We start from the raw sequence: 22,336 nt of genomic DNA, 5'->3' as shown, positions 1-22,336 counted from the left end.
GCGTTCCCGAACGCCGACCAGTGTCAGGACGGCTGGCGGTCGGAGCCCAGTTCGCGGGAGATCCGCAGGCCGACCTGGGCGACCACCGGGCCGAGGGCGCGGACCCGGGCGGCGGTCATCCGGGAGGTGAGGCCGGAGACGGAGAGCGCCGCGGTGACCTCGCCGGTGTGGTCGAAGATCGGCGCGGCCACGCAGCGCACCTCGGGCTCGTTCTCCCGGTCGTCGATGGAGTAGCCGCGGGCCCGGATCCGGGCCAGGTCGGCGCGCAGCCGGGTCTCGTCCGAGATGGTCCAGGCGGTGACCGGACGCAGGCCGGCCGCCATCACCTCGGTGACCGTCTCCTCGGGCAGCCAGGCGAGGATAGCCTTGCCCGTGGCGGTGCAGTAGGCGGGCGCCCGGCTGCCGACCCGGGAGGCCATCCGGACGTTGGTCTCGTCCTCGACCTTGTCCAGGTAGACGATCCCGGGGGTCTGCCAGACGGTCAGGTGGACGGTCTCGCCGGCCTCGCGCTGGAGCCGGCGCAGGTGTTCGGCGGCGACGCTGCGCAGGTCGAGGGTGGTCAGGTAGGCCTGGCCGAGCCGGAGCGCGCCGTGGCCGAGGCGGAACCAGCCGGTCTCGCGGTCCCGTTCGAGCAGGTGCTCGTCGAGCAGCGGACCGGCCAGCCGGAGCACGGTGCTCTTGTTGAGGCCCAGCCCGTCCGCGAGTTGGGCGAGCGGGACGCCGCGCCCGTCGCCGTGGTCCCGGACGTGGCCGAGCACGGCGAGCGCCCGGCGCAGCGAGGAGGACTGGTTGCGCTCGGTGGTGGGCTTCGAGGAGGGCGCGGGCGCCGAGGTGGTGGGTGGGGGTTGCTGGGGCGACGTCTCCGTCATGGGTCCGTTCCCTGGTCCGGTTCCGCTGGTGTTCCCCCGCACGACGGCGGCGGTTGTCAGAACGTACCCCTTCGGACCCGGGACGGCGCATCTGCGATACAACGTTGTGCAGTGCAAAACTTCGTGAACCGCCTCTTGTTGGGGCCGATCGCCCACGCCTAACGTCCCTGCCATCGAGCAGGCGGCGTCGCCCACCCGAGGCGCTGCGCCCTGCCGTTCACCCCCACCACTCACCCACCATCGGCCCCGGTCAGGGCCTGCTTCGACGTGCCCGTCCGCAGCGGCGCGCGTCTCGGCGGCAGCTGTCGGGAGGGGAGGTCTCCACCCATGCGACTCACCAGTCGGGCCGCCGCGGCCGCCGTGCTCGCCGTCGGCTGCCTCGCCGCCACCGCCTGCGCCCCGGGCACCGCCGCACCGGCCGGCGACAAGGCCGCCGACGACCGGACCGGCACGCTGCAGGTGTGGCTGTACAACGAGGCGGGCAACGCGGCCAAGGAGGCCGTGGTCACCAAGGCCGTCAACGAGTTCCAGGCCTCCCACCAGGGCGTCACCGTCAAGGTCAGCTACATCGACACCGACGCCTCGGCCCGCGCCGCCAAGATGAAGGGCGCCTTCAACGACCCCAACAGCGCCCCCGACCTGGTCGAGTTCGGCAACACCGACCTGCCCGGCTACGTCGCCGCCGGCGGCCTCGCCGAGATCGGCGCCGAGCTGGACAAGTGGCAGGACAAGGGCGACCTCGACCCGGCGATCGCGAGGACCGCGGTGGTCGACGGCAAGACCTACGGGCTGCCGTGGTGGGTCGGTGTCCGCGCCCTGTACTACCGCACCGACCTGTTCACCGAGGCCGGGCTCACCCCGCCCACCTCGTACGCCGAACTGGTCGCCGCCGGGCAGAAGATCCACGCCGCGCACCCCGACACCTTCGGCATCGCGGTCGGCGGCAAGTACACCTTCGCCGCGCTGCCGTTCGTCTGGGACGCGGGCGGCGACATCGCCGCCAAGAACGGCTCCGCGTTCAAGGCCGCCATCGACTCGTCCGCCTCGCAGGCCGGGATCAAGCGCTACACCGACCTGTTCGGGCCGGACGGCTGCCCCGCCCAGCAGTGCGCCGACCTGACCGGCGGCAAGACCGTCGACCTGTTCGCGGCCGGCAAGTCGGCGACGGCGATCCTGCTCAACTCCAACCGCGGCAAGGTGGACGCGGGCGCGGTCAAGGGCAAGTACGGCGTGGTGCCGCTGCCCGGGGAGAAGCCCGGCTCGATCGCCCCCGCCTTCGCGGGCGGCAACAACCTCGGGGTGATGAAGGCGGCCAAGCACCGCACCCTGGCCGTCGAGTTCGCCGAGCTGCTGGCGAGCCCCGGGTACCAGGAGCAGATGTACGACGCGATGGGCAACCTGCCGACGCTCAAGTCCGTCAGCGCCAAGGTCGGGGCGAAGGACGCCTTCCTGAAGCCGTTCACCGACACCATCGCGGCCGGCACCCGCTTCGTGCCGCTCGACCAGGGCTGGGCGCAGATCGACGCCCAGGCGGTGATCCCGACCATGCTGCAGCAGGTGGTCACCGGCAAGGCGGACGTGGCCAAGGCCTCGGCCGACGCGGCGGCGCAGATCAACTCGGCCTTCGCCGCGCACTGACGCTCCTTCTTCCGGTTCGTCACAGAGAGCAGGTCACGCACGTGTCCGCATCCACCACGACCGCCCCCACGGCGCCGCCTTCCCCGCGGCGCCGTGGAGGCAGGGCGCCGGCCGCACCCCCGGGCGGCCGGCGCCGCAGACCCCCGCTGCTGCTGCTCCTGCCGGCCGCGGTCATCCTGATCCCGCTGGTCGCCTACCCGATCTACCAGCTCGGCCTGCTGTCCGTGCTGGACTTCGGACAGGCGCAGGCCTCCGGCGGCGCCCCGACCTCCTTCGTCGGCTTCGGCAACTACACGAGGATCCTCGACGACGGCCAGTTCTGGACGGTGCTGGTGCAGACCGTCGGCTTCGCCGGGTTCTGCGTGGTCGCCACCCTGGCGGTCGGTGCCACCCTCGCGGTGCTGCTGACCAAGGTCGGCCGCTGGCCGCGGCTGCTGCTGACCACGGCGGCGATGGCCGCCTGGGCGGCGCCCGCGATGACCGGTTCGACCGTGTGGAGCTTCCTGTTCGACACCAACCTCGGCCTGGTCAACCACACCCTGGTGCGGCTCGGGCTGAGCGGCTTCCACGAGTTCAACTGGTTCTACGACAAGTGGACGGCGTTCCTGATCGTCGGCGCCGTGGTGGTGTGGCACTCCTTCCCCTTCGTGATGGTCACCCTCTACGCGGGCATCCGCGCCATCCCGGAGGAGATCATGGAGGCCGCCGCCCTGGACGGCGCCGGCACCTGGACCACCTTCCGCCGGATCACCGCGCCGATGCTGCGGCCGATCCTGACCATCGTGGTGATCCAGTCGGTGATCTGGGACTTCAAGGTCTTCACCCAGATCTATGTGATGACCGAGGGCGGCGGCATCGCCGGCCAGAACCTGGTGCTCAACGTGTACGCGTACCAGAAGGCGTTCGCCTCCTCGCAGTACGGGCTGGGCGCGGCGATCGGCGTGATCATGCTGCTGATCCTGGTGATCCCGACGGTGCTGTACATCCGCACCCTGCGACGGACGGGGAACGAACTGTGAGCACGGCGACGACCGTTCGGCGCGGTCCCGGACCCCGCAACGTCCGCAGGCGGTGGAGGGCGGCCGCCAACGCCGGCGCGATCGTGGTGGCGGTGGTCACCGCCTTCCCGATCTTCTGGATGGTGCTCTCGGCGTTCAAGCCCAAGGGCGAGGTGCAGGCGCTGGATCCGAAGCCCTGGACGGCCCACCCGACGCTGGAGAGCTTCCGTCAGGTGCTCAGCGTGGACGGCTTCGGGCGGTACTTCGTGAACAGCCTGGTGGTCGCGCTGTCGGTGGTGGTGCTCTCGGCGGTGGTGGTGTTCCTGGCCGCCGTGGCGGTGACCAGGTTCAGGTTCCGCTTCCGCACCACGATCATGGTGATGTTCCTGATCGCCCAGATGATCCCGGTCGAGGCGCTGACCATCCCGCTGTTCTTCATGTTCCGCGACGCCGGACGGTTCGCCCCCGGCATCGGGCTGAACACCCTGGCCTCGCTGGTGCTGGTGCAGTTGGCGTTCTCGCTGCCGTTCGGGATCTGGATGATGCGCGGCTTCGTCGCGGCGGTGCCGGTCTCGATCGAGGAGGCCGCGCAGATCGACGGGGCGAGCCGGACCCGCATCCTGTGGCGGATCCTGCTGCCGCTGGTGGCCCCGGGCCTGGCCGCGACCAGTGTGTTCTCCTTCATCGCGGCGTGGAACGACTTCGTCTTCGCCAAGACCTTCATCATCAGCGCCACCCAGAACCAGACGCTGCCCTCGGCGCTGCTGGTGTTCTTCAAGCCGGACGAGAACGACTGGGGCGGGATCATGGCGGCCTCCACGCTGATGACCGTGCCGGTGCTGGTGTTCTTCATCGCGGTACAGCGGAAGCTGGTGTCCGGGCTGGCGGGCGCGGTCAAGGACTGACCGCCGGCCGCCGGGGGGCGGACAGTCGGGCGGGCGGGCGGGTCGTTCAGGCCACCCCGTGCGGACGGAACTGGATGCTGATCCGCGGGCCGACCGGGCGGGCGGTCTTGGGGATCGCGTGTTCCCAGGTGCGCTGGCAGGATCCGCCCATCACCACCAGGTCCCCGTGGCCGAGCTGCCGGCGCACCACCGTCCCGCCGCCGAACCGGGGCCGCAGCGCGAGGACGCGCGGCTCGCCGACGGACAGGATCGCCACCATGGTGTCCTCGCGGGCACCGCGCCCGATCCGGTCGCCGTGCCAGGCCACACTGTCGCGGCCGTCCCGGTAGTAGCAGAGCCCGAGGGTGCGGAAGGGCTCGCCCAGCTCCGGCGCGTAGTGCCGGCCGAGCGCCGTCCGGGCCGCGCCGAGCACGGGGTGCGGCGGCTCGTCGTCGGCGGCGTAGGAGGCGAGCAGTCGGGGGACGTCGACCGTCCGTTCGTACATCTCGCGCCGCTCGGCCCGCCAGGGCACCGTCGTGGCCAGCTGTTCGAACAGCCGGTCGGCCCCGCGCAGCCAGCCGGGCAGCACGTCCAGCCACGCGCCGTCGCCGAGCGGCAGGCGCTGGAGGCCGTCGAGCGGGCCGAGCCGGGGGTCGGCGGCTGCTTCGAACAGCGAGGGCTGGAGGTGGACGGTGCCGTGCATGGGTTCAGCGTACGCTGAAAATCGAACAGCTGCTCGACTTGCAGGGTGGGGGCTAGCCTGCCAGGTATGGCGATCAACGGGTTCGGGGTCACCGAGTTCCAGCTCTACCTGCTGCGGCGGATGGCCGACTATCACCCCGAGCTGGTGGAGGACGCGGTGCGGCGGCTCGGGGCGACCCGCGCCTCGAAGCGGGAGGCGAACAAGCGCTGGCAGGCGATGGTCCGGGCGCCCGGGTTCCCGCGCGGCGCGGGCCGGTACGCCGCCGTGCTCGGGCCGGCGGAGGCGAGCCTGCCGCGCCGGATCGGCGACCTCGCGTGCACCGCACGGCAGTGGGCGCTGCCGCTCTGGCCCGGGCTGCGCTTCGAGGTGCTGCTGGGGCGGCCGGAGATCGGTGCGCCGGTGCTGAACGAGTGGCTGGTGCGGGCGGCGGACGTCCCGGTGCCGGTGCTGCGGACGGCGGCGGATCTGGTGCCGTGGGGCTGCGTGGTGGGCGACGTGGGGGCGGCCTTCCCGGGGGCGGTGCCGCGGGAGGGGAGTGCGCCGACCCGCTTCCGGCTGGACTTCGCGGCGCCGGACGCGGACGGGCGGGTGCGGCCGTGGGAGGCCGAGTTCACCTGGGGGCTGCTCCAGGAGGTCCGGCCAGGTGCGGGCGGGCGATGACGGGAGGGTGATGGCAGGAGGGTGATGGCAGGACGGCGATGCAAGGCGCCATTCAGTGAATGCCTTTGATTTGCAGGCCATAGAGCCGCTGTGGGAGCATAATTATAGACACTGAATCGGGATTGACCTCAGAAAGCGAAGGATCATGTCGGGCGACGCGCGCGTCATCGTCGGAGTGAGCGGCTCACTGCACAGCCTCACCGCCCTGCACCGGGCGGCCGAGGAGGCCCGGGCCCGCGGGGCGGTCCTGGTACCGGTGCTGGCCTGGACCCCGGTCGGCGGCGAGCGCAGCTACCGGGCCCGGCCCTGCCCGCCGCTGCTCCGCGCCTGGCGGGACGCCGCCGAGGCCCGACTGGAGAGCGCGCTCGGCCAGGCCTTCGGCGGCCTGCCGGTCGGCCTGCCCGTCCAGCCGCTGGTGATGCGCGGCGAGGCCGGGCCGGTGCTGACCGCGCTGGCCGACCGCCCGAACGACCTGCTGGTGATCAGCGCCGGTCGGCACGGCTCGCTGCGGGGTCGGCTGCGCCGGCTGCTGCGCGGTTCGGTCGCCCGCCACTGCCTCGACCACGCGCGCGGCGGCGTGCTCGTCGTCCCGCCGTCCGGCCTGCACGAGGACCTGCGCGCCCTGCACCGCGACGGCGTCGACCTGCGGGAGCTCATCGCGGCCTGACGATCGGTCAGCCGCCGTGCACCGTACGGCCGTTGACGATCGTACGGGTCGGCAGCAGCTCGCGCAGCGCCGCCGTCGGACAGTCCAGCGGGTCGGCCGGCCACAGCGTGAGGTCGGCCAGCGCCCCCGGCCGCAGGCTGCCGCGCTCGCCGCTCTCCCCGGTCAGCCGGGCGGCGTTCACGGTGTGCAGCGCGATCGCCTCGGCCCGCCCGATCGCGTGCTCGGGGCCGACCACCCCGGCCGTGGTGCCGCGGGTCGTCATGCCCCACACCGACACCATCGCGCCGTACGGGCCGACCGGGAAGTCCGAGCCGGCCGAGAGCTGCGCCCCCTCGTCCAGCCACTCGCGCAGCGGGAACAGTGCGGCGGTGCGCTCATCGCCCCAGGCGCGCTGCTGGGTGAGCGCGCCGTCGTGCAGCAGCGGGTGCTGCACCGTCACCGGGATCCCGAGGGCGATCGCCCGGGCCCGGTGCTCGGGCCGGGCCAGTCCGCCGTGCTCGACCACCAGGGTCCCCGGGGCCAGGCCCGGGTAGCGTCGGAGCACCTGCTCGAAGACGTCCAGCAGGACGCGCAGCCCGCGGTCGCCCCAGGCGTGCACGCCCACCCGCCAGCCGCGGTCGACCACCCGCTCCACCGCCGCGAGCAGCTCCTCCGGCTCCCAGAGCAGCCGCCCGTGGTAGCACGGCTGCCCCTGGTACGGCTGCTCCAGGGCGCCCGCCTCGAAGCCGCCGTCGATGCCGAACTTGACGCCCCACAGCCGCAGTTGGGCGTCGTCCCGGCCGCCGGAGCGCCAGTCGTCCATCCGGTCCAGCAGGGCGTCCACCTGCTCGGGGGTGCGCGCCGCGAAACCGGAGACCAGCGCCCGGACCCGGACGGCGAGGGCGCCCTCGGCCCGGGCCGCGTCCAGCACATCGAGGTCCTCGACCGGGACCAGGCAGTCGCGCACGGTGCCGATCCCGGTGGCGGCGTAGTCGGCGGAGGCCGCGCGCAGCCCCTCGATCCGCTCGGCCGGGGTCGGGCGCGGCAGCACCCGCTCGACCGGCTCGGTCGCCCGGTTGATCAGTCGACCGGTCAGCCGGCCCCGCTCGTCGCGCTCGATCACGCCGCCGTCCGGCGACTCGGTGGCCTCGTCGATCCCGGCCAGCCGCAGTGCGGGCGAGTTGAGCACCATGTTGTAGGCGCCGCGGCGCACCAGCACCGGGTGGTCGGTGGTGACGCCGTCCAGCTCCTCGGTGGTCGGCATCCGCTGCTCGGCGAGCAGCACCTCCTGCCAGTTGACCGTGGTGGTGATCCACTCCCCGGCCGGGGTGCGGGCGGCGCGCTCGCGGATCAGGGCCAGGAAGCCGGCCAGGTCGCGGGTCCGGTGCACGGGGACGCCGTGGACGCTGTGGCCGGCCAGGATCAGATGGGTGTGGGTGTCGTCGAAGGCGGGCAGCACCGTCCCGGTCGGGGCGTCCACCACCTCGGTGCCCGGGCCGACCAAGGCGTCCAGCCCGTCCGGGGCGGCGGAGAGCGCGGTGATCCGGCCGCCGGTGACGGCGATCGCCCGGCGGGGCGGCTCGCCCGGCACCAGGGTGTGCACGGCGGCGGCGCGGATCAGCAGGTCGGCGGGGGCGGTCATGACGGCTCCTGGTGCTGGGACGGTCCGGCGGACGGGGACGGTCCGGTGGACGAGGTCGGTCCGGCGGACGGGGTCAGTCCGGTCACCTTCTCGACGAACCGCAGGCTGGGGTCGGCGAGCCGTCCGTGCACCTCGGTGAACACGGCGCGGGCCGGGCGGGCGTTCCAGTCGGCGGGCAGCAGCGGTTCGGGCAGTCCCGGGTCGAGGTAGGGCAGCCGCCGCCACTGGGTGAGCATCGGCACGTAGTCCCGGAAGGCCTCGACCGGGTCGACCCGGTCCCGCCCGCGCAGCTCGTCGGCGAGCGGGCCCCAGTCGTCGGTGAAGGCCGCGTACTGCGCCTCGATCGCCGGGAGGTCCCACCAACCGGCCACCGCCGTACGGAGTTCGGCGAAGCCGGCGTACTCGGCGGAGAGGAACAGGTGGACGTAGGCGCTCAGGTCCAGGCGCTCCAGCAGGCGGCGGGCGTCCGGCAGCAGCCGGGCCGGGGCCAGCCAGACGCCGGGGGCGGCGTTGCCGAAGCCGAGCCAGCTCAGCCGGGAGCGCAGCTGGTGGCGGTGGGCGCGTTCGGACTCGGGCACCGAGAAGACCGCCACCACCCAGCCGTCGGCGAGCGCGGCGGGCTCCAGGCTGTGGAAGATCCGCCGGTCGCCCTCGTCGAACACCGGGTCCATCGCCGGGGCCAGCCGGTAGCCGGTGCCCGCGCGGCGTTCCTGGAGCAGGGTGCCGGCCTTCTTCAGCCGGGAGATCGCCGAGCGGACGGCCGGGCCGTCGACGTCCAGCTCGGCCATCAGCGCGATCAGGTCGGCGATCGATATCCAGCCGCCGAGGCGGCGGACGTACTCGCCGTAGACGGTGTTGATCAGGGAGCCGGGCCGGGTCGTGCTCGGCGTGCTCTCCGGCATGGCTGGGCCCTCCTCCCCGACGGCTGGTGGTGATCATAGGGCGTCAGCGGTAGGCCCCGGAGAGCAGGTGCCCGGCGCCGGGGGCGACGGCGGGCAGGCCGAGTGCCCGCAGCAGCTGGTGGGTGGTGCAGATCGCGGCCGAGACCACCGGTTTGCCGAGCTGTTGCTCGGCCTCCTCGACGGCGGACAGCGAGGGCAGCTGCACGCAGGCGGAGAGCACCACGGCGTCGGCGCCGGAGTGGGCGAGGCGCTCGGCGATCGCGGGCAGCCGGGCCGGGTCGTGGGCGGCCACCTCCAGGTTGTCGGCGATCTCCAGGGCGGCGTGGTCGAGCACCTCGACGCCCTCCCCGGCGAGGTAGTCGACCACCGTCCGGGCCAGCGGGCGCGGGTACGGGGTGACCATCGCGATCTTCTTCGCCCCGAGCGTGTGCAGCCCCGCGACCAGGGCGCCGGCGCTGGTGACCACCGGCGCGGGCGCGCCGTTCTCGACGGTGCGGCGGTGCAGCCGTTGCTCGGCCTCGCGGTGGTAGCCGGGGCCGGTGGCCATCACCGCGACCAGGCAGGCGTAGCCGATCACGTCGACCCGGGCGTCCGAGAGCTCGGCGGCGCAGCGGTCGGACTCGGCGTCCATGGCCCGCAGTTGCTCGGGGGTGACCCTGGTCATCCGCATCCGGCTGGAGTGGAAGGTGAACCGTTCGGGGGCGATCGCCTCGCGGGCCCGCAGCAGGGCGGGGACCTCCGTCTCCATGGTGACGTTGGAGCTGGGGACGATCTGGCCGATCCGGTAGCTGGTCATCTGCGTCGGGCTCCTATCGGCGGGCGTCGATCACGGGGTTGGCGAGGGTGCCGATCCGCTCGATGGTGGCCTCCACCAGGTCGCCGGGCTGGAGGAACTGCGGCGGGACCATTCCGGCGCCGACCCCGGAGGGGGAGCCGGTGGCGATGACGTCCCCGGGTTCCAGGGTCATCCCGGCGGAGATGTCGGCGATCAGCCGGGCGACGCCGAACAGCATGTGGCGGGTGTTGGAGTCCTGCCGCAGTTCGCCGTTGACCCGCAGCGAGAGGTCGAGCGCCTGGGGGTCGGGGATCTCGTCGGCGGTGACCACGACCGGGCCGAAGGGCGCGTAGCTGTCCTGGCCCTTGGAGAAGAACCACTGCCCGGACCGGCGTTGGTCGCGGGCGCTGACGTCGTTGACGATGCTGTAGCCGAACACGTGCCGCAGGGCGTCCGCCTCGTCCACCCGGAAGGCGGGTTCGCCGATCACCACGGCGAGTTCGCACTCCCAGTCGAGCTGCTTGGTGAGGTCGGCGTTGTGCAGGATCGGCTGGCCCGGGCCGGTGACGGCGGTGGCGGGCTTGCCGAACAGCACCGGGCGGTCGGGGAGTTCGCGTTCGGTGTCCAGAGTGAGGTGCGACTCGGCCACGTGCTCCACGTAGTTGAGGCCGACGCCGACGATCTTTCCGGGGCGCAGCGGGGCGCACAGGGTGACCTCGGTGAGCGGCCGGGTCGGGCCCGCCGGGTCGAGCAGGGCCCGGGCGGTGGCCAGGGCGGGCGCTCCGGCCCGGATCAACTCCACCAGGGTGCCCGGTAGTTCGACCCCGGCGGCGGTGGCGAGGGCGGTCAGGTCGGCGACCCGGTCGGGGCCGGTCCGGGCGCCGAGGCGGGGGGTGGACTCGCCGTCGGCGCGGTAGGTCAGCAACTGCATGGCGGTGAACTCCTGTTACGGGGTGGTGGGCTGGTGCCCGTCGTGGTCCGGGTAGGACTCCTCGCGGTGGAGCCCGAGCGCGTGGGTCACCGGGAAGTCGTTGAAGGAGAACAGGCAGGCGTCCTCGCCCTGGTCGAGGTTCGCGTGCTCGTGCCAGGCCCAGGACGGGACGACGAAGACGTCGCCCTGCTGCCACTCGAAGCGCTGCCCGGCGATCACCGAGACGCCGCGCCCCTTGGCCGCGGTGTAGACCACCGAGCCGGTGTGCCGGTGGGCGCGGGTGGCCTGGCCGGGCCGGAGCAGCTGCAGGTGGGCGCCCATGGTGGGCATCACCGACCCGCCGGTGACCGGGTTGGTGTACTCCATGATCACCCCGTCGTACGGGGATCCCTCGGTGGCGCGGGCGAGTTGGCACAGCGCGTGGTAGCTGGGCTCCCAGGGCCAGCCGAGCAGCGGGGAGTACGGGCGGCTCCACTTCTCCACGCCGTACGGGAGCAGGTTGCCGCCGTAGCTGAGCAGCGAGGAGTTCGGCACCGGGCCGGGTCGCTGGTGGAGGTCCGGGTGGACCTCGTAGAAGTTGGCGTCGAGGGTGTTGACCAGCGGGATGTCCAGGCCGTCCTGCCAGATCACCGGGTCGGACGCGGATTCGTTGCCGTGCTCGTGCCAGCTGCCGTTGGGGGTGATCGCGAAGTCGCGCGGGCCGACCCTGAGCTTCTGCCCGTCCACGATCGTCCAGGCGCCTTCGCCCTCGTGCACGAAGCGCAGGGCGGCGGCCTGGTGGCGGTGCGCGGTCATCGCCTCGCCGGGGCCCATGATCTGCAGGCCGGTGTACAACAGGCCGACGGCGGCGCTGAGTTCGCGGCGCCCGGGGTTGACCAGCATCACCACCCGGCGGCCCGCGTCGTCGGCCTTCACCAGCGGCAGGGCCTTGCGGACCAGGGGGCGCAGGTCGGTGTAGCGCCAGAGCACCGGGACGGACTTCGGCTGCGGGTACCAGGGCTCGATCTCGTTCGCCACCGTCCACAGGGCGCCGGCCTCGTGCTTGGCCAACTCCTCGTAGTAGGCGAGCAGTTCCGGGCTGTCGGTGACCCGCGCCCGGCCGATCCGGTCGTCGTCGTAGCGGTCTTGGCCGGTCATGGCGGCTCCTCGCTCAGGTCAGGTCAGGTCGGGTCAGGTCTAGGTCGGGTCGGGTCAGGTCGCGTCGTCGGGGAGGGTCAAGGGCCGCAGTGGGCGGTTGTCCACGTGCAGCCGGAAGACGTCGAAGCGGTTGTAGTGGCCGACGATGTCGTGCATCTGCTTGGGCTGGATGCACCGGCCGAGGTCGATCTCGGCGTAGACGATGCCCTCCTCGTCGACCAGCGGCTCGGTGACCGCCCGCCCGTCCGGGCCGAAGATCCCGGACAGAGCGGCGCGCGGGCGGGCGAGCTGCTTGCGGACCTGCTGGTCCTCGCCGGCGATCAGGTCCACCATCGCGGGCGAGATGGTGGAGCAGGAGACCACGGTGAACAGCTTGCCTTCGAAGCAGTGGGCGGCGGCGCGCAGGGCGATCGCCTCCGCCATGTCGTAGTCCTCGGGGGCCACCGGCAGGGCGATGTAGCTGGCGGCGTGCACGAGTTCGCCCTGGGCCAGCAGGGTGAACCGGGCCAGGGTGTTGGTGTTCTCCCCGCAGGCCAGCGCGCCGAGCGGGCCGACGGCCGTCCGGTGCACCCGCAGCGAGCTGCCGTCGCCCTGGGTCCAGGTCAGCTTCTCCGCCCAGGTCGGCACCAACTTGCGGTGCACGTCGAGCAGTTCACCGTTGGAGTCGATGATCAGCAGGGTGTTGTAGAGCACCCCGAGGCTGTGCCGGCCGCGCTCGTTGACGCCGATCACCAGCACCACCCCGGCCTGTCGGGCGGCGGCCCGCAGGGTGTCCACGTACGGTCCGGGGACGTCCACGGCGGCCCGGTACAGCCGCTCGTACCAGGGCGAGCCCTGGACCGGGGTCATCGTCCAGTTCCAGTACGGGTAGCCGGGCACGAAGACCTCGGGGAAGACCACCAGTTCGGCGCCGTGTGCGGCGGCCTCCTGGATCAGCGCGACGGCCTTGTCCACGGTGGCGCCCGGGTCCAGGTAGACCGGGGCGGCCTGGACGGCGGCGGCGGTGAAGCGGGGCAGGTCCATGCTTGCTCTCACTCCTCGGTCGGGGTCGGCCGCCACCGGCGGTGGATCGGCGGGGCGGGCGCGCGCAGCAGGTGCAGCCGCGGGGCGACCCGGTCGGCGCCCGGCCCGGGCGGCCTGCGGCGCCCGGCCAGCCACGGCTCGGGCCAGGGGGCGCCCGGGCCGGTGTACTCCTGCTCGGCGGCGGCGTGCAGGGTCCAGAACGGGTCGTGCAGCTGGGCCCGGCCGATCGCGACCAGGTCGGCGCGGCCGGCCAGCAGGACGGAGTTGGCGTCGTCGTGGCCGGAGATCGCGCCGACCGCGACGGTCGGCAGTCCGGTGGCGGTGCGCACCAGTTCGGCGAAGGGCGTCTGGTAGCCGCGCCCGTACGGCGGCCGCTGGTGCGCCACCACCTCGCCGGTGGACACGTCCACCGCGTCCGCCCCGGCCTCGCCGAGCGCCCGGCAGATCGTTACCGCCTCCGCCTCGGTGGTGCCGCCCGGGGCCCAGTCGGCGGCCGAGATCCGGACCAGCAGCGGCCGCCCGGCGGGCCAGGCGGCGCGTACCGCGGTGAGCACCTCGACCGGCAGCCGCAGCCGGTTCGCCAGCGGGCCGCCGTAGCGGTCGGTGCGGTGGTTGGTGAGCGGGGAGAGGAACGAGGAGAGCAGGTGGCCGTGGCCGAACTGGAGCTCCAGCACGTCGAATCCGGCCCGCGCGGCACGCTCCGCCGCGGCGGCGAAGTCGGCGGTGACGGCGGCCAGTCGGACCTGGTCGGCCTCGTGCGGGGTCGCGGCGGCGGAGTCCCAGGGCAGCGGCGAGGGGGCGAGCAGCGGCCAGCCCTCGGCGAGCGGGCGGCCGATGCCGTCCGGTCCGGGCGCCTCCGTGGCGCCCCGGCGGCCGGCGTGGGTGAGCTGGAGGCCGATCGGGGTGTCGCTCACCGCTCGCACCGATGACCGGAGTTCGGCCCAGGCGGCCTCCTGGCGGTCGGTCCACAGCCCGGGGCAGCGGTCGGTGGCCCGGCCCGCCGGGTCGACCGCCGTCATCCCGGCGATCACCAGCCCGGCACCGCCGAGCGCGTGGGCGGTCAACTGGGCCCGGTCGAAGGCGCTGGGCAGCGCGTCCGGGGAGGTGAAGGTCGCCAGCGGGGGGACGACGATCCGGTTGCGCAGCTCCAGCGTGCTCAGCTTCAGCGGCCGGAACATCGGCGGCACCCCGGGCGAGCCGCCGACGGCGGTGTCCACGGCGGCGGTGAACTCCGGGTCGCGGGCGCGCAGATTGCCGTAGGTGACCCGGCGGCTGCGGGTGAGCAGGTTGAAGGCGAACTGGTCGACGCCCTGCCCGGTGCGGCGGCCGACCGTCTCGAACCACTCCAGGCTGGCCTGGGCGGCGCGTTGGGTGGACTCCACCACCGGCCGCCGTTCGGCCTCGTAGGCGGCCAAAGCCTCGTCCAGGGTGGGCTGTTCGGCGAGCGAGGCGGCCAGTGCGAGGGCGTCCTCCAGGGCCAGTTTGGTGCCGGAGCCGATCGAGAAGTGGGCGGAGTGCGCGGCGTCGCCGAGCAGGACGAGGTTGCGGTGGCGCCAACTGGCGTTGCGCACCGTGGTGAAGCGGATCCAGCGGGAGGCGTTGGGGATCAGCCGGTGGCCGTCCAGGTGGCCGGCGAGCAGCTCCGCGCAGCGCCGCACGCTCGCCAGGTCGCTCTCGCCGCGGGCGAACTCCCGGGCGGCGAGGGCCTCGAAGCCCGCGCGGCGCCAGGCATCGGCGGCGATCTCGACGATGAAGGTCGAGCGGGTGGCGCTGTACGGGTAGGCGTGCACCTGGACGGTGCCGAAGTCGAACTCCTCGACGATGAAGGTGAAGGCCTCGAAGACCCGGTCGGTGGCGAGCCAGATGTAGCGGCAGTGCCGCTCGTCCAGCTCGGTGCGGAAGGCCTCGGGGCAGCCGGACCGGGTGGCCGAGTGGATGCCGTCGGCGGCCACCACCAGGTCGTAGTCGGCGGTGAGTCGGGCGACCGGCGGGGCCGGCGTGCGGTAGCGCACGTCCACCGCCAGTTCGGCGCAGCGCTGTTGCAGGACGGCGCGCAGCCGGTTGCGGTCCAGCGCGGCGAAGCCGTGCCCGCCGCTGGTGCGGACCTGGCCGGCGTAGCGGATGTCGATGTCGCTCCAGCGGGCGAACTCGGCGCTGATCGCCGCGAAGACTTGGGGGTCGGCCTGGGCGATGCCGTCCAGGGTCTCGTCGGAGAAGACCACGCCGAAGCCGAACTCGTCCTCCCGGCCGTCGCGTTCGAACACGGTGATCTCGCGGTCGGGGTCCAACTGCCGGGCCAGCGCGGCGAAGTAGAGGCCGCCGGGGCCGGCGCCGATGACGGCGATCCGGCGGGCGGGGCCGGCCGTGGGCCGCGCTCCGGTCGTCATGCCAGCACCTCGGCCTGTTGCGGCCCGGCCTCGGTCAGCGCCCGGCGGACCGGGTCGGGCCAGGGCTCGGCGCCCCCGGCCCGCGGCGCGGCGTGCACCACCGACATCCGGCCGCTGGCCGCCAGCCCCTGCGGGCCGTGCACCTCGAAGGCGTAGTGCAGCGAGGAACCGCCGACCCGGACCACCCGCAGCTCGGTGCGGACCACGTCCCCGAACCAGAGCCGTTCCCGGTAGTCCGCCTCGAAGTGCACCCGGGGGATCCGACCGAACAGCTCGGCCAGCCCGAGCCGGCGCAGCAGCGCCGCCTCCGCGGCCTCGGCCCAGCGCTGGACGGCGGAGAAGTGGTAGTGCCCGGCGGCGTCGGTGTCCGACCACTCGACCCGGCGCTCGACGGTGACGCTGGCGGGGTTCGGTCGCGGTTCCAGGGCGGCCCTCCGGCGGAGTTCGGTGCGCAGCAGTTTGCCGGTCGCGGTGCGCGGCAGCTCGGGGACGAACTCGACGGCGCGCGGGTACTTGTACGGTGCGATGGTGTGCTTGACGTGCTCCTGGAGCTCCTTGACGGTTTCGGCGCCCGCTGACACGCCCTCGCGCAGCACCACGTACGCCTTGACCACCGTGCCGCGCCGCTCGTCCGGTGCGGCCACCACGGCGCAGTCGGCGACCGCCGGATGGGCGGCGAGCGCCTGCTCCACCTCGGGGCCGGCGATGTTGTAGCCGGCGGAGACGATCATGTCGTCGTTGCGGGCCTGGTACCAGAAGTACCCGTCCCGGTCGCGCAGGTAGGTGTCGCCGGTGAGGTTCCAGCCGTTGCGGACGTAGTCGCGCTGGCGCTCGTCGTCCAGGTAGCGGCAGCCGGTCGGGCCCTTGACTGCGAGCAGTCCGGGTCGGCCGTCCGGGACGGGGTCGCCGTGCTCGTCGAGGATCGCCGCCCGGTAGCCGGGGACGGGACGGCCGGTCGCGCCGGGCCGGATGTCGTCGTCGGCGGCGGAGATGAACACGTGCAGCAGCTCGGTGGCGCCGATGCCGTCGATCAGCCGTCGGCCGGTGGCGGCGTGGAAGGCCGCCCAGACGTCGGCGGGCAGCGGCTCGCCCGCCGACACGCAGCGCCGTACGCCCGCCAGCCGGTCGGCCAGCCCGGCGGCCAGGATCGCCCGGTAGGCGGTCGGCGCGGTGAACAGCACGCTCGCGCCGTGGCGGGCGACCTGCTCGGTGAGCTGCTCGGGGGTGGCCTGTTCGAGCAGCAGGCTGGCGGCGCCGACGCGCAGGGGGAAGACCAGCAGGCCGCCGAGGCCGAAGGTGAAGCCGAGCGGCGGGGTGCCGGTGAACAGGTCGTCGGGGGTGGGGCGGAGCAGATGCCGGGAGAAGGTGTCGGCGTTGGCCAGCACGTCGCGGTGGAAGTGCAGGGTGGCCTTGGGGCGGCCGGTGGTGCCGGAGGTGAAGGCGATCAGCGCGACGTCGTCGGCGGCGGTCGGCACGGCGGTGAAGCCGGGGCGGTGGGCGGCGCAGCGGGCGGTGAGGTCCTCGGGGCCGGGGCCGCCGAAGGACAGGATCCGCAGGCCGGGCGTGTCCGCCCGGTCGAGCTCGGCGAGGAAGCGGTGGTCGCACAGGGCGAGGGCGGGTCGGGCGATCCCGGTCAGTTCGGTCAGTTCGGCCGCGCGCAGCAGCGGCACGGTGGTGACCACCACGCCGCCGGCCTTCAGCACGCCGAGCCAACAGGCGGCCAGCCAGGGCGTGTTGGGGCCGCGCAGCAGGACCCGGTTACCGGTGGCCAGGCCCAGTTCCTCGGTGAGCAGCCGGGCGATCCGGTCGGCGTGGTCGCGCAGTTCGCCGTAGCTCCACCGGTCGGTGGGGGTGAGCAGGCAGCGGCGGTCGGGCCCGAGCCGGGCGATGGTGTCGTCGAGCAGGGCCGCCGCGCAGTTCAGGCGGTCGGGGTAGGCCAACTCCGGGAGGTCGAAGAGGAGTTCGGGCCACTGCTCGAAGGGCGGGAGATGGTCTCGACAGAACGTGTCCACGTGCGCTGAGGGGGAGAGCTCCATGGGCTGGCACCTCGTCGTGCGGGCGGGAGTGAAGCCAGTATGGCGTGCTCGTGACGCCAGTCAAGAGAGCGATACATGCATTCGGACTACAGGGGAGGGAGGTGCGGAAGGGGCTCTGGGTGTCGGGTGTCGGGTGCCGGGGCAACGCGAACGCCCCGCGGGCCGGTGCGGCCTGCGGGGCGTGCGGGGCGTGCGTCGGGGGCGGGGCGTTTGGGGCGTGCGGAGCCTACGGGCCGCGCGGGAGGGCTGAGCGCTCAGTCGCCGGAGCGGAGACCGCGTCCGGGCTGCGGCCGTCCACGGCCTGCTGGGCGCGTTCGGCGAGCAGCCGGGCGAGCGGGGGCAGGACGGGCGCCGCGGCCGCCGCGCCCGGTCCGTCGTCCCGTACGGACAGCAGCGTCGGGCCGACCCGGACCAGCACCTCCGCCATGCTCGCCCCCTTGGTGCGGGCGGCGCTCCGGTCGCCGATCGACGGGACGGTCACCGTGGTCGCGTCGCCCGCGCCGTCGACCTGGGTCAGGCTCCCGTCGAAGGCCCGGTCGGCGGCGTCGGCGGAGGCGAAGGTGACCACGGTGAACCGTGCGGCCTGGACCGGAGCGGCACGGAACGTCACGGTGGCGTAGGCGAGTTGCCGGTCGCAGGCGTCCGGCAGCAGGCAGGGCACCGCGGCCCCGCTGCCGGTCCCGGACTGCGGCGCGGCCGCCACCTGCCAGCCGCCCGGCAGCGACGCCCCGTCCGGCAGTACGCCCTGCAACTGCGCGGGGTCGCGGACGGTGCGCGCGGCGTGGGCGAAGTCGGGCCCGGTGGGGCGCAGCAGCGGGCGGGAACCGAGGTTGATGCCGAGCGCGACCAGCGCGGCGATCAGCACCAGGGCCAGGGCGACGATGAGGGCGGCGTTGCCGCGCCCGGCGGCCAGGGCCCGGGCCCCGGCGGCGGCCGGGCCGACCCGCAGCTGCACGGTGCTCGGGCCGGACGGGGACTCCGGGCCCGTGCGGAGCTGGACGGTGGCCGGATCGGCCTCCGCGCCCGTCCGGAGCTGCACGGTGGCCGGGTCGCCGTCCGGGCCCGTGGCGGGGTCGCCCGCCGGGCCGGTCCGCAACTGGACCGTGGCAGGCCCGCCCGCCGGGCCGGTCCGCAGCTGGACGGTACTCGGATCGCCCGGCCCGGCGAGCGCGGTGGTGCCCAGGTACTGGGCGAACCCCGGGTCAGTGGCGAGCAGTTGGACGACGGCCGCGGTCAGCGCGCCCCGCACCCGGGGGTCGCCCGGCGCGGCGTCGGCCACCGTCACGGCCCGCGCCCCCTCCGGCATCAGCCGCAGCCGGGCCCGCACCACCTCGGCCACCGCCTGTCGCGCCCCGCCCGTCTCACCCCGGGCCAACCGCAGCAGCGCCTCCACCACACCCGGCACCAGCTCCCGGCCGTCCCCCATGGCAACTCCCCCCCACCGCATGAGCCGTTGCCATCAGCCTCCCGGACCGGCGGCCCCGACACACCCCTGGCGGACTGAACGGAGACTGAACTGCAACCGCATCCGGACGCGGCGGTCACCCGCACCGCCCCGGCGCCGGCCGTCATGGGCCGTACGGGTGCCCCGCCACCAGTTCCGCCATCACCGCCACCGGCAGGGCCGGGTTGGCGGCGGCCGCCTCGGCGGTGCGCCGGTCCGGGGCGGCCAGGCAGTCGGCGAGGAGGGCGGGGGAGGCGTTCGGGTGGGCGGCGACGGCGTGCCGGGCCCGGCCGGCCAGTGGGAGGGCGGCGAGACGGTCCAGCAGGTCGGTCGGGGTGCCGGGGTTGCGGGCCACGGCGGTGGCCACTCCGGGGCCGAAGCGGTCGACCAGCAGGGAGAGTCGGCGCCCGGCGAGACCGGGGTGCGGAGCCACCGCCTTGACCACCCTGGCGTCCGGGTCGGCGGCCAGCCGGTCGCGGAGGGCGGCCGGCAGGTCGCGGCGCGCGGCGACGAGCGCGCGGACCCGGGGCTCCGACGACCCCGCGAGCTCGGTGAGTTCGGCGGGGTCGGCGGTGGCGATCCGGGGGAGCAGGGCCGGTCCGGTCCTGGTGGCGGCGGCGAGCCGGGCGAGCACGTCGAGCGGGACGCGTGGGTGGTGGGCGAGCGAACGCCGGACGTCGTGGCCGTCGTCCTCGGCCAGTCGGCGGATCAGCGGGTCGTCGATCCCCGGGTTCCCGGCGAGGTTGGCGCGGACCAGGGGGATCTCGTCCCCGCCGAGGCGGTGGTACGCGTCGGCGGGCAGCCCGGGGTGGGTGGCGAGGGTCTGCCGGACCATCACGTGATCGGCCGCGAGCCGGGCGGCGGCCGCCCCCGGGGTCGCCGGGTTGCCCGCCGCCTGCTCGCGGACCGGCACCTCCGGATCGTCCAGCAGGGCGGCCAGCAGCTCGGCGGGCATCGCCTCGTTCGCCGCCGCCCAGCGTCGGACCCTCGCCACCGGGTGCGCCGCCAGGTGGGTCAGCAGGTCCGCGTGGGTGGTGTTGACGGCGAGTTCGGCCACCACGTCGACGGACTCGTCGAGGGCGAGCAGCCCGGCGGCGTCCGGCGGCAGGTCCGGGCAGGCGGCGAGCCGCTCCCGGACGGCCGGGTCCGGAGAGCGGGCCAGCAGCAGCGCCCAGTCGGGCTTCCCGCGCCCCTCGTCCAGCAGCCGGACCGCCGCGGTCGGCCGGGTGAGCGGATCCACGTCCTCGGCGCCCAGCAGCCCGGCTTCGGCGAGCAGCAGGGCGGCGCCCTCGTGCCGTTCGGCGAGCTGCCGGACCTGCTCCGGGCCGAGGTCCGGCCGGTCCGCGAGCGCCCACGCCAGCTCACCGTCGGTCTCGGCCCGGTTGAGCAGCTGCCGGAGCAGTTCGGGCGGCAGGGCGGGGTTGCGGGCGACGGCGTGCAGCAGCGATGGCATTCGCGCATTCTGCCCGCGGTCCGGCCGGGCCCGCCGTCGAATATCGCGGCGGGCCCGGCCGTGGGGACGGTGGGCCCGCGGAGGGACCCCTGCCGTCCGGACTGCTCCGACCGGGTGATCCTCCGTCCCGGACGTCGCCTCCGGTCAGTGCACGGGTGTCGACATGTAGACGGCGCGCCGCCCGTAGCAGTCCGGCACCGCCACCTCCCGGTGCGCCCGGTAGCCGAGCAGTCGCAGCAGGATGTCCGCCCCGCGCACCGCGACCATCGAGATCCGCTCGTAGCCCAACTCCTCGGCGTGCGCCCGGAAGTGCCGCATGAACCCCAGGGCGACCTCCCGGCCGCGCAGTTCCTCGGCGATCACCAGGTCGTGCACGTGCAGGTTGTCCGAGGTGTACGCGGTGTCCTCCGCCCGGGAGAGGTCCGGGCAGCGCAGCGGCGGGTACGGCAGGCTCAGCAGGTAGCCGCGCACGACGCCGTGCTGCTCCAGCACGAAGCAGGTGCCCGGCGAGTTGCGGGCCCGGGACTGCAGCGCCTCCCGTCCCTCCGACAGGCCGTCGGCCGCGTAGGCGTCGTGCTCCAGCGCCACCACGGCGTCCCAGTCGCCGTCGGCCAGCAGACGGATCCGGAGGTCCTCGCTCACCGGCTCGGCACCTCCGTCGTGCCGTCCGCAGCCGCACTTCCCGCAGCCGCCGTGCCTGCGGCCGGGTCAGCGTGCAGTCCCTCCGCCCGCGCGGCGGCCACCAGCGCCGCCCAGGCCTCGGTCAGCACCACCCAGAGCCCGGCGTCCCGCTGCGCCTCGTCCAGCAGTCGCCGGCGCTGCCCGGCCACCACGTCCGCGAGTTCGGTGTACTTGCCGCCCAGCTTGCGGTACGAGCGGTCCAGGACGTCGAGGCAGTGCTCGTTCCCGGCCCGGTCCCAGTCGACGGCGCCCCGCGCCAGGCCGATGATCGGCTCGACCCGCAACTCGTGCCGCTCGTCCAGCAGTTCGCGACCGATGTCGATCATCCCGCCGTAGACCGGGTACAGGTACAGCATCGAGAGCAGGAACTTGACGAACCGCAGCTGGTAGGCGATGAAGCCGGTGCCGGTGCGGCGTTCGGGCGTGTAGTAGTTGACGATGTGGCGGTTGTGGACGACGCCGGGCAGCCGGGAGTGGACCAGGGCGTGCAGCAGGGCGTAGTCGCTGCCGATGGTCTCGGTCGCGGGCGGCAGCGGCAGTGCCTCGTAGGAGCGCTGGTCCAGGGCGATGTTGCACATGTAGACGTCCCAGATGTCGGGCACGCCGAGGACGGAGTCGTCGGTGCTGAACGGTCCGGAGTCGGAGCCCTTGAAGGAGACGTCCACCATGGCGTCCCGGTCCTCCTCCGGCCACACCGGCGGGGTCCACAGGCGCACGATGTCGCGGTAGACGGCCGGGTCCAGCTCGTGGATCTCGCTGATGTCCACGTTGAGTTCGCCGATGAAGGACCCGCTGACCAGCATCACCGGCTTGTCCGCGTCGGCCGGGTCGAGCCGGGAGCGGGACACCCCGGCCACCGCCTCGCCGGCCGGTCGGCCGATCGAGAGCAGCTCGTGGTGGATCGGGAAGACCTTCCGGCCGTCGACGACCTGGAAGTCGGCGTCGTCGTTGCGCAGGTGCGTGGAGCTGCAGCCCAGGGCGGCGGCGCCGAGGAACAGCCGGTTGACGCAGGAACCGTAGGCGACGGCCTCCGGGAGCATCAGATCGAGCAGCAGTGCGGGGTCGGCGGCCCCGGAGCGCTCGGTCACCCGGCGCAGGAACTCCCGCTGCCGCGCCTCGCCCAGGTGGTGGACGACCACGCCCGGGGTCGGGGTCAGCGCCGCCACCGCAGCCGCGTTCTGCGCGAACGCGGCCGCTCCGGTGGTGTCGAGGATCAGGAGGTGCACCTCGACCCCGAAGGTCGCGACGGCGTAGGCCGCCTCCTCGGCGAGTTCCGCGATGGTCTCGGGGCAGGGGCGCATGGTGGGCAGGGCGAGGCAGACTCTTTGCATGGCGGTGGATCTCCGTCTGATCGTCAGAATCGGTGCGGCGACGGCGACATGAATGCGTCGGGCGCACCACGCTGGACTAGACCACTTGCGAAGTCAACGATTGACAGGGCGGCCGCGGCGGGGTGGAATGCGCCCCCGCCAGGCGGCTTCCGGGGCCTCCCGGGCTTTCCCCGGCCCCTTTTCCGGGCAGGACTGA

At 74.0% G+C, this 22,336-nt stretch carries 18 protein-coding genes and 2 pseudogenes; 5 read left to right on the top strand and 15 right to left on the bottom strand.

Annotated elements, in window-relative coordinates; translation table 11 throughout:
• Positions 1–23: 23 nt before the first annotated feature.
• Positions 24–869 (bottom strand): IclR family transcriptional regulator, encoded by an 846-nt coding sequence (locus ABTZ03_RS10970; RefSeq protein WP_350512586.1) that lies wholly within the window; start codon positions 867–869, stop codon positions 24–26.
• Between the two features lie 327 nt (positions 870–1,196).
• On the opposite strand from ABTZ03_RS10970, the gene ABTZ03_RS10965 reads away from it, so the two are divergent.
• The 3 genes from ABTZ03_RS10965 to ABTZ03_RS10955 are packed head-to-tail and all read left to right on the top strand — an operon-like array spanning position 1,197 to position 4,410.
• Positions 1,197–2,507: an extracellular solute-binding protein gene (locus ABTZ03_RS10965; RefSeq protein ID WP_350512585.1), complete on the top strand. Its 1,311-nt coding sequence runs from the start codon at positions 1,197–1,199 to the stop codon at positions 2,505–2,507.
• Positions 2,508–2,548: 41 nt separating this feature from the next.
• Positions 2,549–3,526 (top strand): carbohydrate ABC transporter permease, encoded by a 978-nt coding sequence (locus ABTZ03_RS10960; protein ID WP_350512584.1) that lies wholly within the window; start codon positions 2,549–2,551, stop codon positions 3,524–3,526.
• The gene (locus tag ABTZ03_RS10955) at positions 3,523–4,410 is read left to right on the top strand and encodes a carbohydrate ABC transporter permease (protein WP_350512583.1); all 888 of its coding nucleotides are present in this window, start codon (positions 3,523–3,525) and stop codon (positions 4,408–4,410) included. The genes ABTZ03_RS10960 and ABTZ03_RS10955 overlap by 4 nt, the downstream gene beginning before the upstream one ends.
• Before the next feature lie 46 nt (positions 4,411–4,456).
• Here ABTZ03_RS10955 and ABTZ03_RS10950 read toward each other — a convergent pair whose 3' ends face one another.
• Entirely contained in the window at positions 4,457–5,092 is a 636-nt protein-coding gene (locus tag ABTZ03_RS10950; RefSeq protein ID WP_350512582.1) for an alpha-ketoglutarate-dependent dioxygenase AlkB, read from the bottom strand.
• A 66-nt stretch (positions 5,093–5,158) separates the two neighbouring features.
• Between ABTZ03_RS10950 and ABTZ03_RS10945 the strand changes: the two genes are divergently transcribed.
• Positions 5,159–5,752, top strand: coding sequence for a hypothetical protein (locus tag ABTZ03_RS10945; protein WP_350512581.1), 594 nt, complete (start codon positions 5,159–5,161; stop codon positions 5,750–5,752).
• A 145-nt stretch (positions 5,753–5,897) separates the two neighbouring features.
• On the top strand, positions 5,898–6,419 hold the full coding sequence (locus ABTZ03_RS10940) for a universal stress protein (RefSeq protein WP_350512580.1): 522 nt from the start codon (positions 5,898–5,900) through the stop codon (positions 6,417–6,419).
• Between the two features lie 7 nt (positions 6,420–6,426).
• Here the strand turns inward: ABTZ03_RS10940 and ABTZ03_RS10935 are convergent, their stop codons facing one another.
• The 13 genes and pseudogenes from ABTZ03_RS10935 to ABTZ03_RS10875 form a co-directional block, all read right to left on the bottom strand.
• Positions 6,427–8,040: an amidohydrolase gene (locus tag ABTZ03_RS10935; RefSeq protein WP_350512579.1), complete on the bottom strand. Its 1,614-nt coding sequence runs from the start codon at positions 8,038–8,040 to the stop codon at positions 6,427–6,429.
• Positions 8,037–8,942, bottom strand: coding sequence for a PaaX family transcriptional regulator (locus ABTZ03_RS10930; RefSeq protein ID WP_350512578.1), 906 nt, complete (start codon positions 8,940–8,942; stop codon positions 8,037–8,039). The genes ABTZ03_RS10935 and ABTZ03_RS10930 overlap by 4 nt, the downstream gene beginning before the upstream one ends.
• Positions 8,943–8,985: 43 nt before the next feature.
• A complete protein-coding gene (locus tag ABTZ03_RS10925; protein ID WP_350512577.1) occupies positions 8,986–9,738 on the bottom strand; it encodes a maleate cis-trans isomerase family protein in 753 nt (250 codons plus the stop codon).
• 13 nt (positions 9,739–9,751) lie between these two features.
• On the bottom strand, positions 9,752–10,648 hold the full coding sequence (locus ABTZ03_RS10920) for a fumarylacetoacetate hydrolase family protein (protein WP_350512576.1): 897 nt from the start codon (positions 10,646–10,648) through the stop codon (positions 9,752–9,754).
• 15 nt (positions 10,649–10,663) lie between these two features.
• A complete protein-coding gene (locus ABTZ03_RS10915; RefSeq protein ID WP_350512575.1) occupies positions 10,664–11,785 on the bottom strand; it encodes a cupin domain-containing protein in 1,122 nt (373 codons plus the stop codon).
• Positions 11,786–11,839: 54 nt separating this feature from the next.
• Positions 11,840–12,808 carry a carbon-nitrogen hydrolase family protein gene (locus ABTZ03_RS10910; protein ID WP_350512574.1) on the bottom strand — a complete coding sequence of 323 codons (969 nt, stop codon included), beginning with the start codon at positions 12,806–12,808 and terminating at the stop codon, positions 11,840–11,842.
• A gap of 8 nt (positions 12,809–12,816) precedes the next feature.
• Positions 12,817–15,195: an oxidoreductase gene (locus tag ABTZ03_RS10905; RefSeq protein ID WP_350512573.1), complete on the bottom strand. Its 2,379-nt coding sequence runs from the start codon at positions 15,193–15,195 to the stop codon at positions 12,817–12,819.
• A pseudogene (locus ABTZ03_RS10900) lies at positions 15,192–15,515 on the bottom strand (acyl-CoA thioesterase); the annotation flags it as partial. The gene ABTZ03_RS10905 and the pseudogene ABTZ03_RS10900, both read right to left, overlap by 4 nt.
• Positions 15,516–15,620: 105 nt before the next feature.
• A pseudogene (locus ABTZ03_RS10895) lies at positions 15,621–17,231 on the bottom strand (AMP-binding protein); the annotation flags it as partial.
• Between the two features lie 226 nt (positions 17,232–17,457).
• Positions 17,458–18,657, bottom strand: coding sequence for a hypothetical protein (locus ABTZ03_RS10890; protein WP_350512572.1), 1,200 nt, complete (start codon positions 18,655–18,657; stop codon positions 17,458–17,460).
• Between the two features lie 142 nt (positions 18,658–18,799).
• On the bottom strand, positions 18,800–20,128 hold the full coding sequence (locus ABTZ03_RS10885; protein ID WP_350512571.1) for a hypothetical protein: 1,329 nt from the start codon (positions 20,126–20,128) through the stop codon (positions 18,800–18,802).
• A 144-nt stretch (positions 20,129–20,272) separates the two neighbouring features.
• Positions 20,273–20,770 carry a GNAT family N-acetyltransferase gene (locus ABTZ03_RS10880; protein ID WP_350512570.1) on the bottom strand — a complete coding sequence of 166 codons (498 nt, stop codon included), beginning with the start codon at positions 20,768–20,770 and terminating at the stop codon, positions 20,273–20,275.
• The gene (locus tag ABTZ03_RS10875) at positions 20,767–22,140 is read right to left on the bottom strand and encodes a DUF6271 family protein (protein WP_350512569.1); all 1,374 of its coding nucleotides are present in this window, start codon (positions 22,138–22,140) and stop codon (positions 20,767–20,769) included. The genes ABTZ03_RS10880 and ABTZ03_RS10875 overlap by 4 nt, the downstream gene beginning before the upstream one ends.
• Between the last annotated feature and the right edge of the window lie 196 nt (positions 22,141–22,336).

Source organism: Kitasatospora sp. NPDC096077 (assembly GCF_040303245.1).
Lineage (GTDB): Bacteria > Actinomycetota > Actinomycetes > Streptomycetales > Streptomycetaceae > Kitasatospora.
This window is presented reverse-complemented; position numbering and strand designations above follow the sequence as displayed.

Bases quoted from the DNA above. Each gene is read 5' to 3' on its own strand.
- ABTZ03_RS10970 (WP_350512586.1), bottom strand. From the start codon at position 869: ATGACGGAGACGTCGCCCCAGCAACCCCCACCCACCACCTCGGCGCCC.
- ABTZ03_RS10920 (WP_350512576.1), bottom strand. From the start codon at position 10,648: ATGCAGTTGCTGACCTACCGCGCCGACGGCGAGTCCACCCCCCGCCTC.
- ABTZ03_RS10890 (WP_350512572.1), bottom strand. From the start codon at position 18,657: ATGGGGGACGGCCGGGAGCTGGTGCCGGGTGTGGTGGAGGCGCTGCTG.
- ABTZ03_RS10915 (WP_350512575.1), bottom strand. From the start codon at position 11,785: ATGACCGGCCAAGACCGCTACGACGACGACCGGATCGGCCGGGCGCGG.
- ABTZ03_RS10935 (WP_350512579.1), bottom strand. From the start codon at position 8,040: ATGACCGCCCCCGCCGACCTGCTGATCCGCGCCGCCGCCGTGCACACC.
- ABTZ03_RS10930 (WP_350512578.1), bottom strand. From the start codon at position 8,942: ATGCCGGAGAGCACGCCGAGCACGACCCGGCCCGGCTCCCTGATCAAC.
- ABTZ03_RS10910 (WP_350512574.1), bottom strand. From the start codon at position 12,808: ATGGACCTGCCCCGCTTCACCGCCGCCGCCGTCCAGGCCGCCCCGGTC.
- ABTZ03_RS10905 (WP_350512573.1), bottom strand. From the start codon at position 15,195: ATGACGACCGGAGCGCGGCCCACGGCCGGCCCCGCCCGCCGGATCGCC.
- ABTZ03_RS10875 (WP_350512569.1), bottom strand. From the start codon at position 22,140: ATGCAAAGAGTCTGCCTCGCCCTGCCCACCATGCGCCCCTGCCCCGAG.
- ABTZ03_RS10885 (WP_350512571.1), bottom strand. From the start codon at position 20,128: ATGCCATCGCTGCTGCACGCCGTCGCCCGCAACCCCGCCCTGCCGCCC.
- ABTZ03_RS10940 (WP_350512580.1), top strand. From the start codon at position 5,898: ATGTCGGGCGACGCGCGCGTCATCGTCGGAGTGAGCGGCTCACTGCAC.
- ABTZ03_RS10965 (WP_350512585.1), top strand. From the start codon at position 1,197: ATGCGACTCACCAGTCGGGCCGCCGCGGCCGCCGTGCTCGCCGTCGGC.
- ABTZ03_RS10925 (WP_350512577.1), bottom strand. From the start codon at position 9,738: ATGACCAGCTACCGGATCGGCCAGATCGTCCCCAGCTCCAACGTCACC.
- ABTZ03_RS10945 (WP_350512581.1), top strand. From the start codon at position 5,159: ATGGCGATCAACGGGTTCGGGGTCACCGAGTTCCAGCTCTACCTGCTG.
- ABTZ03_RS10950 (WP_350512582.1), bottom strand. From the start codon at position 5,092: ATGCACGGCACCGTCCACCTCCAGCCCTCGCTGTTCGAAGCAGCCGCC.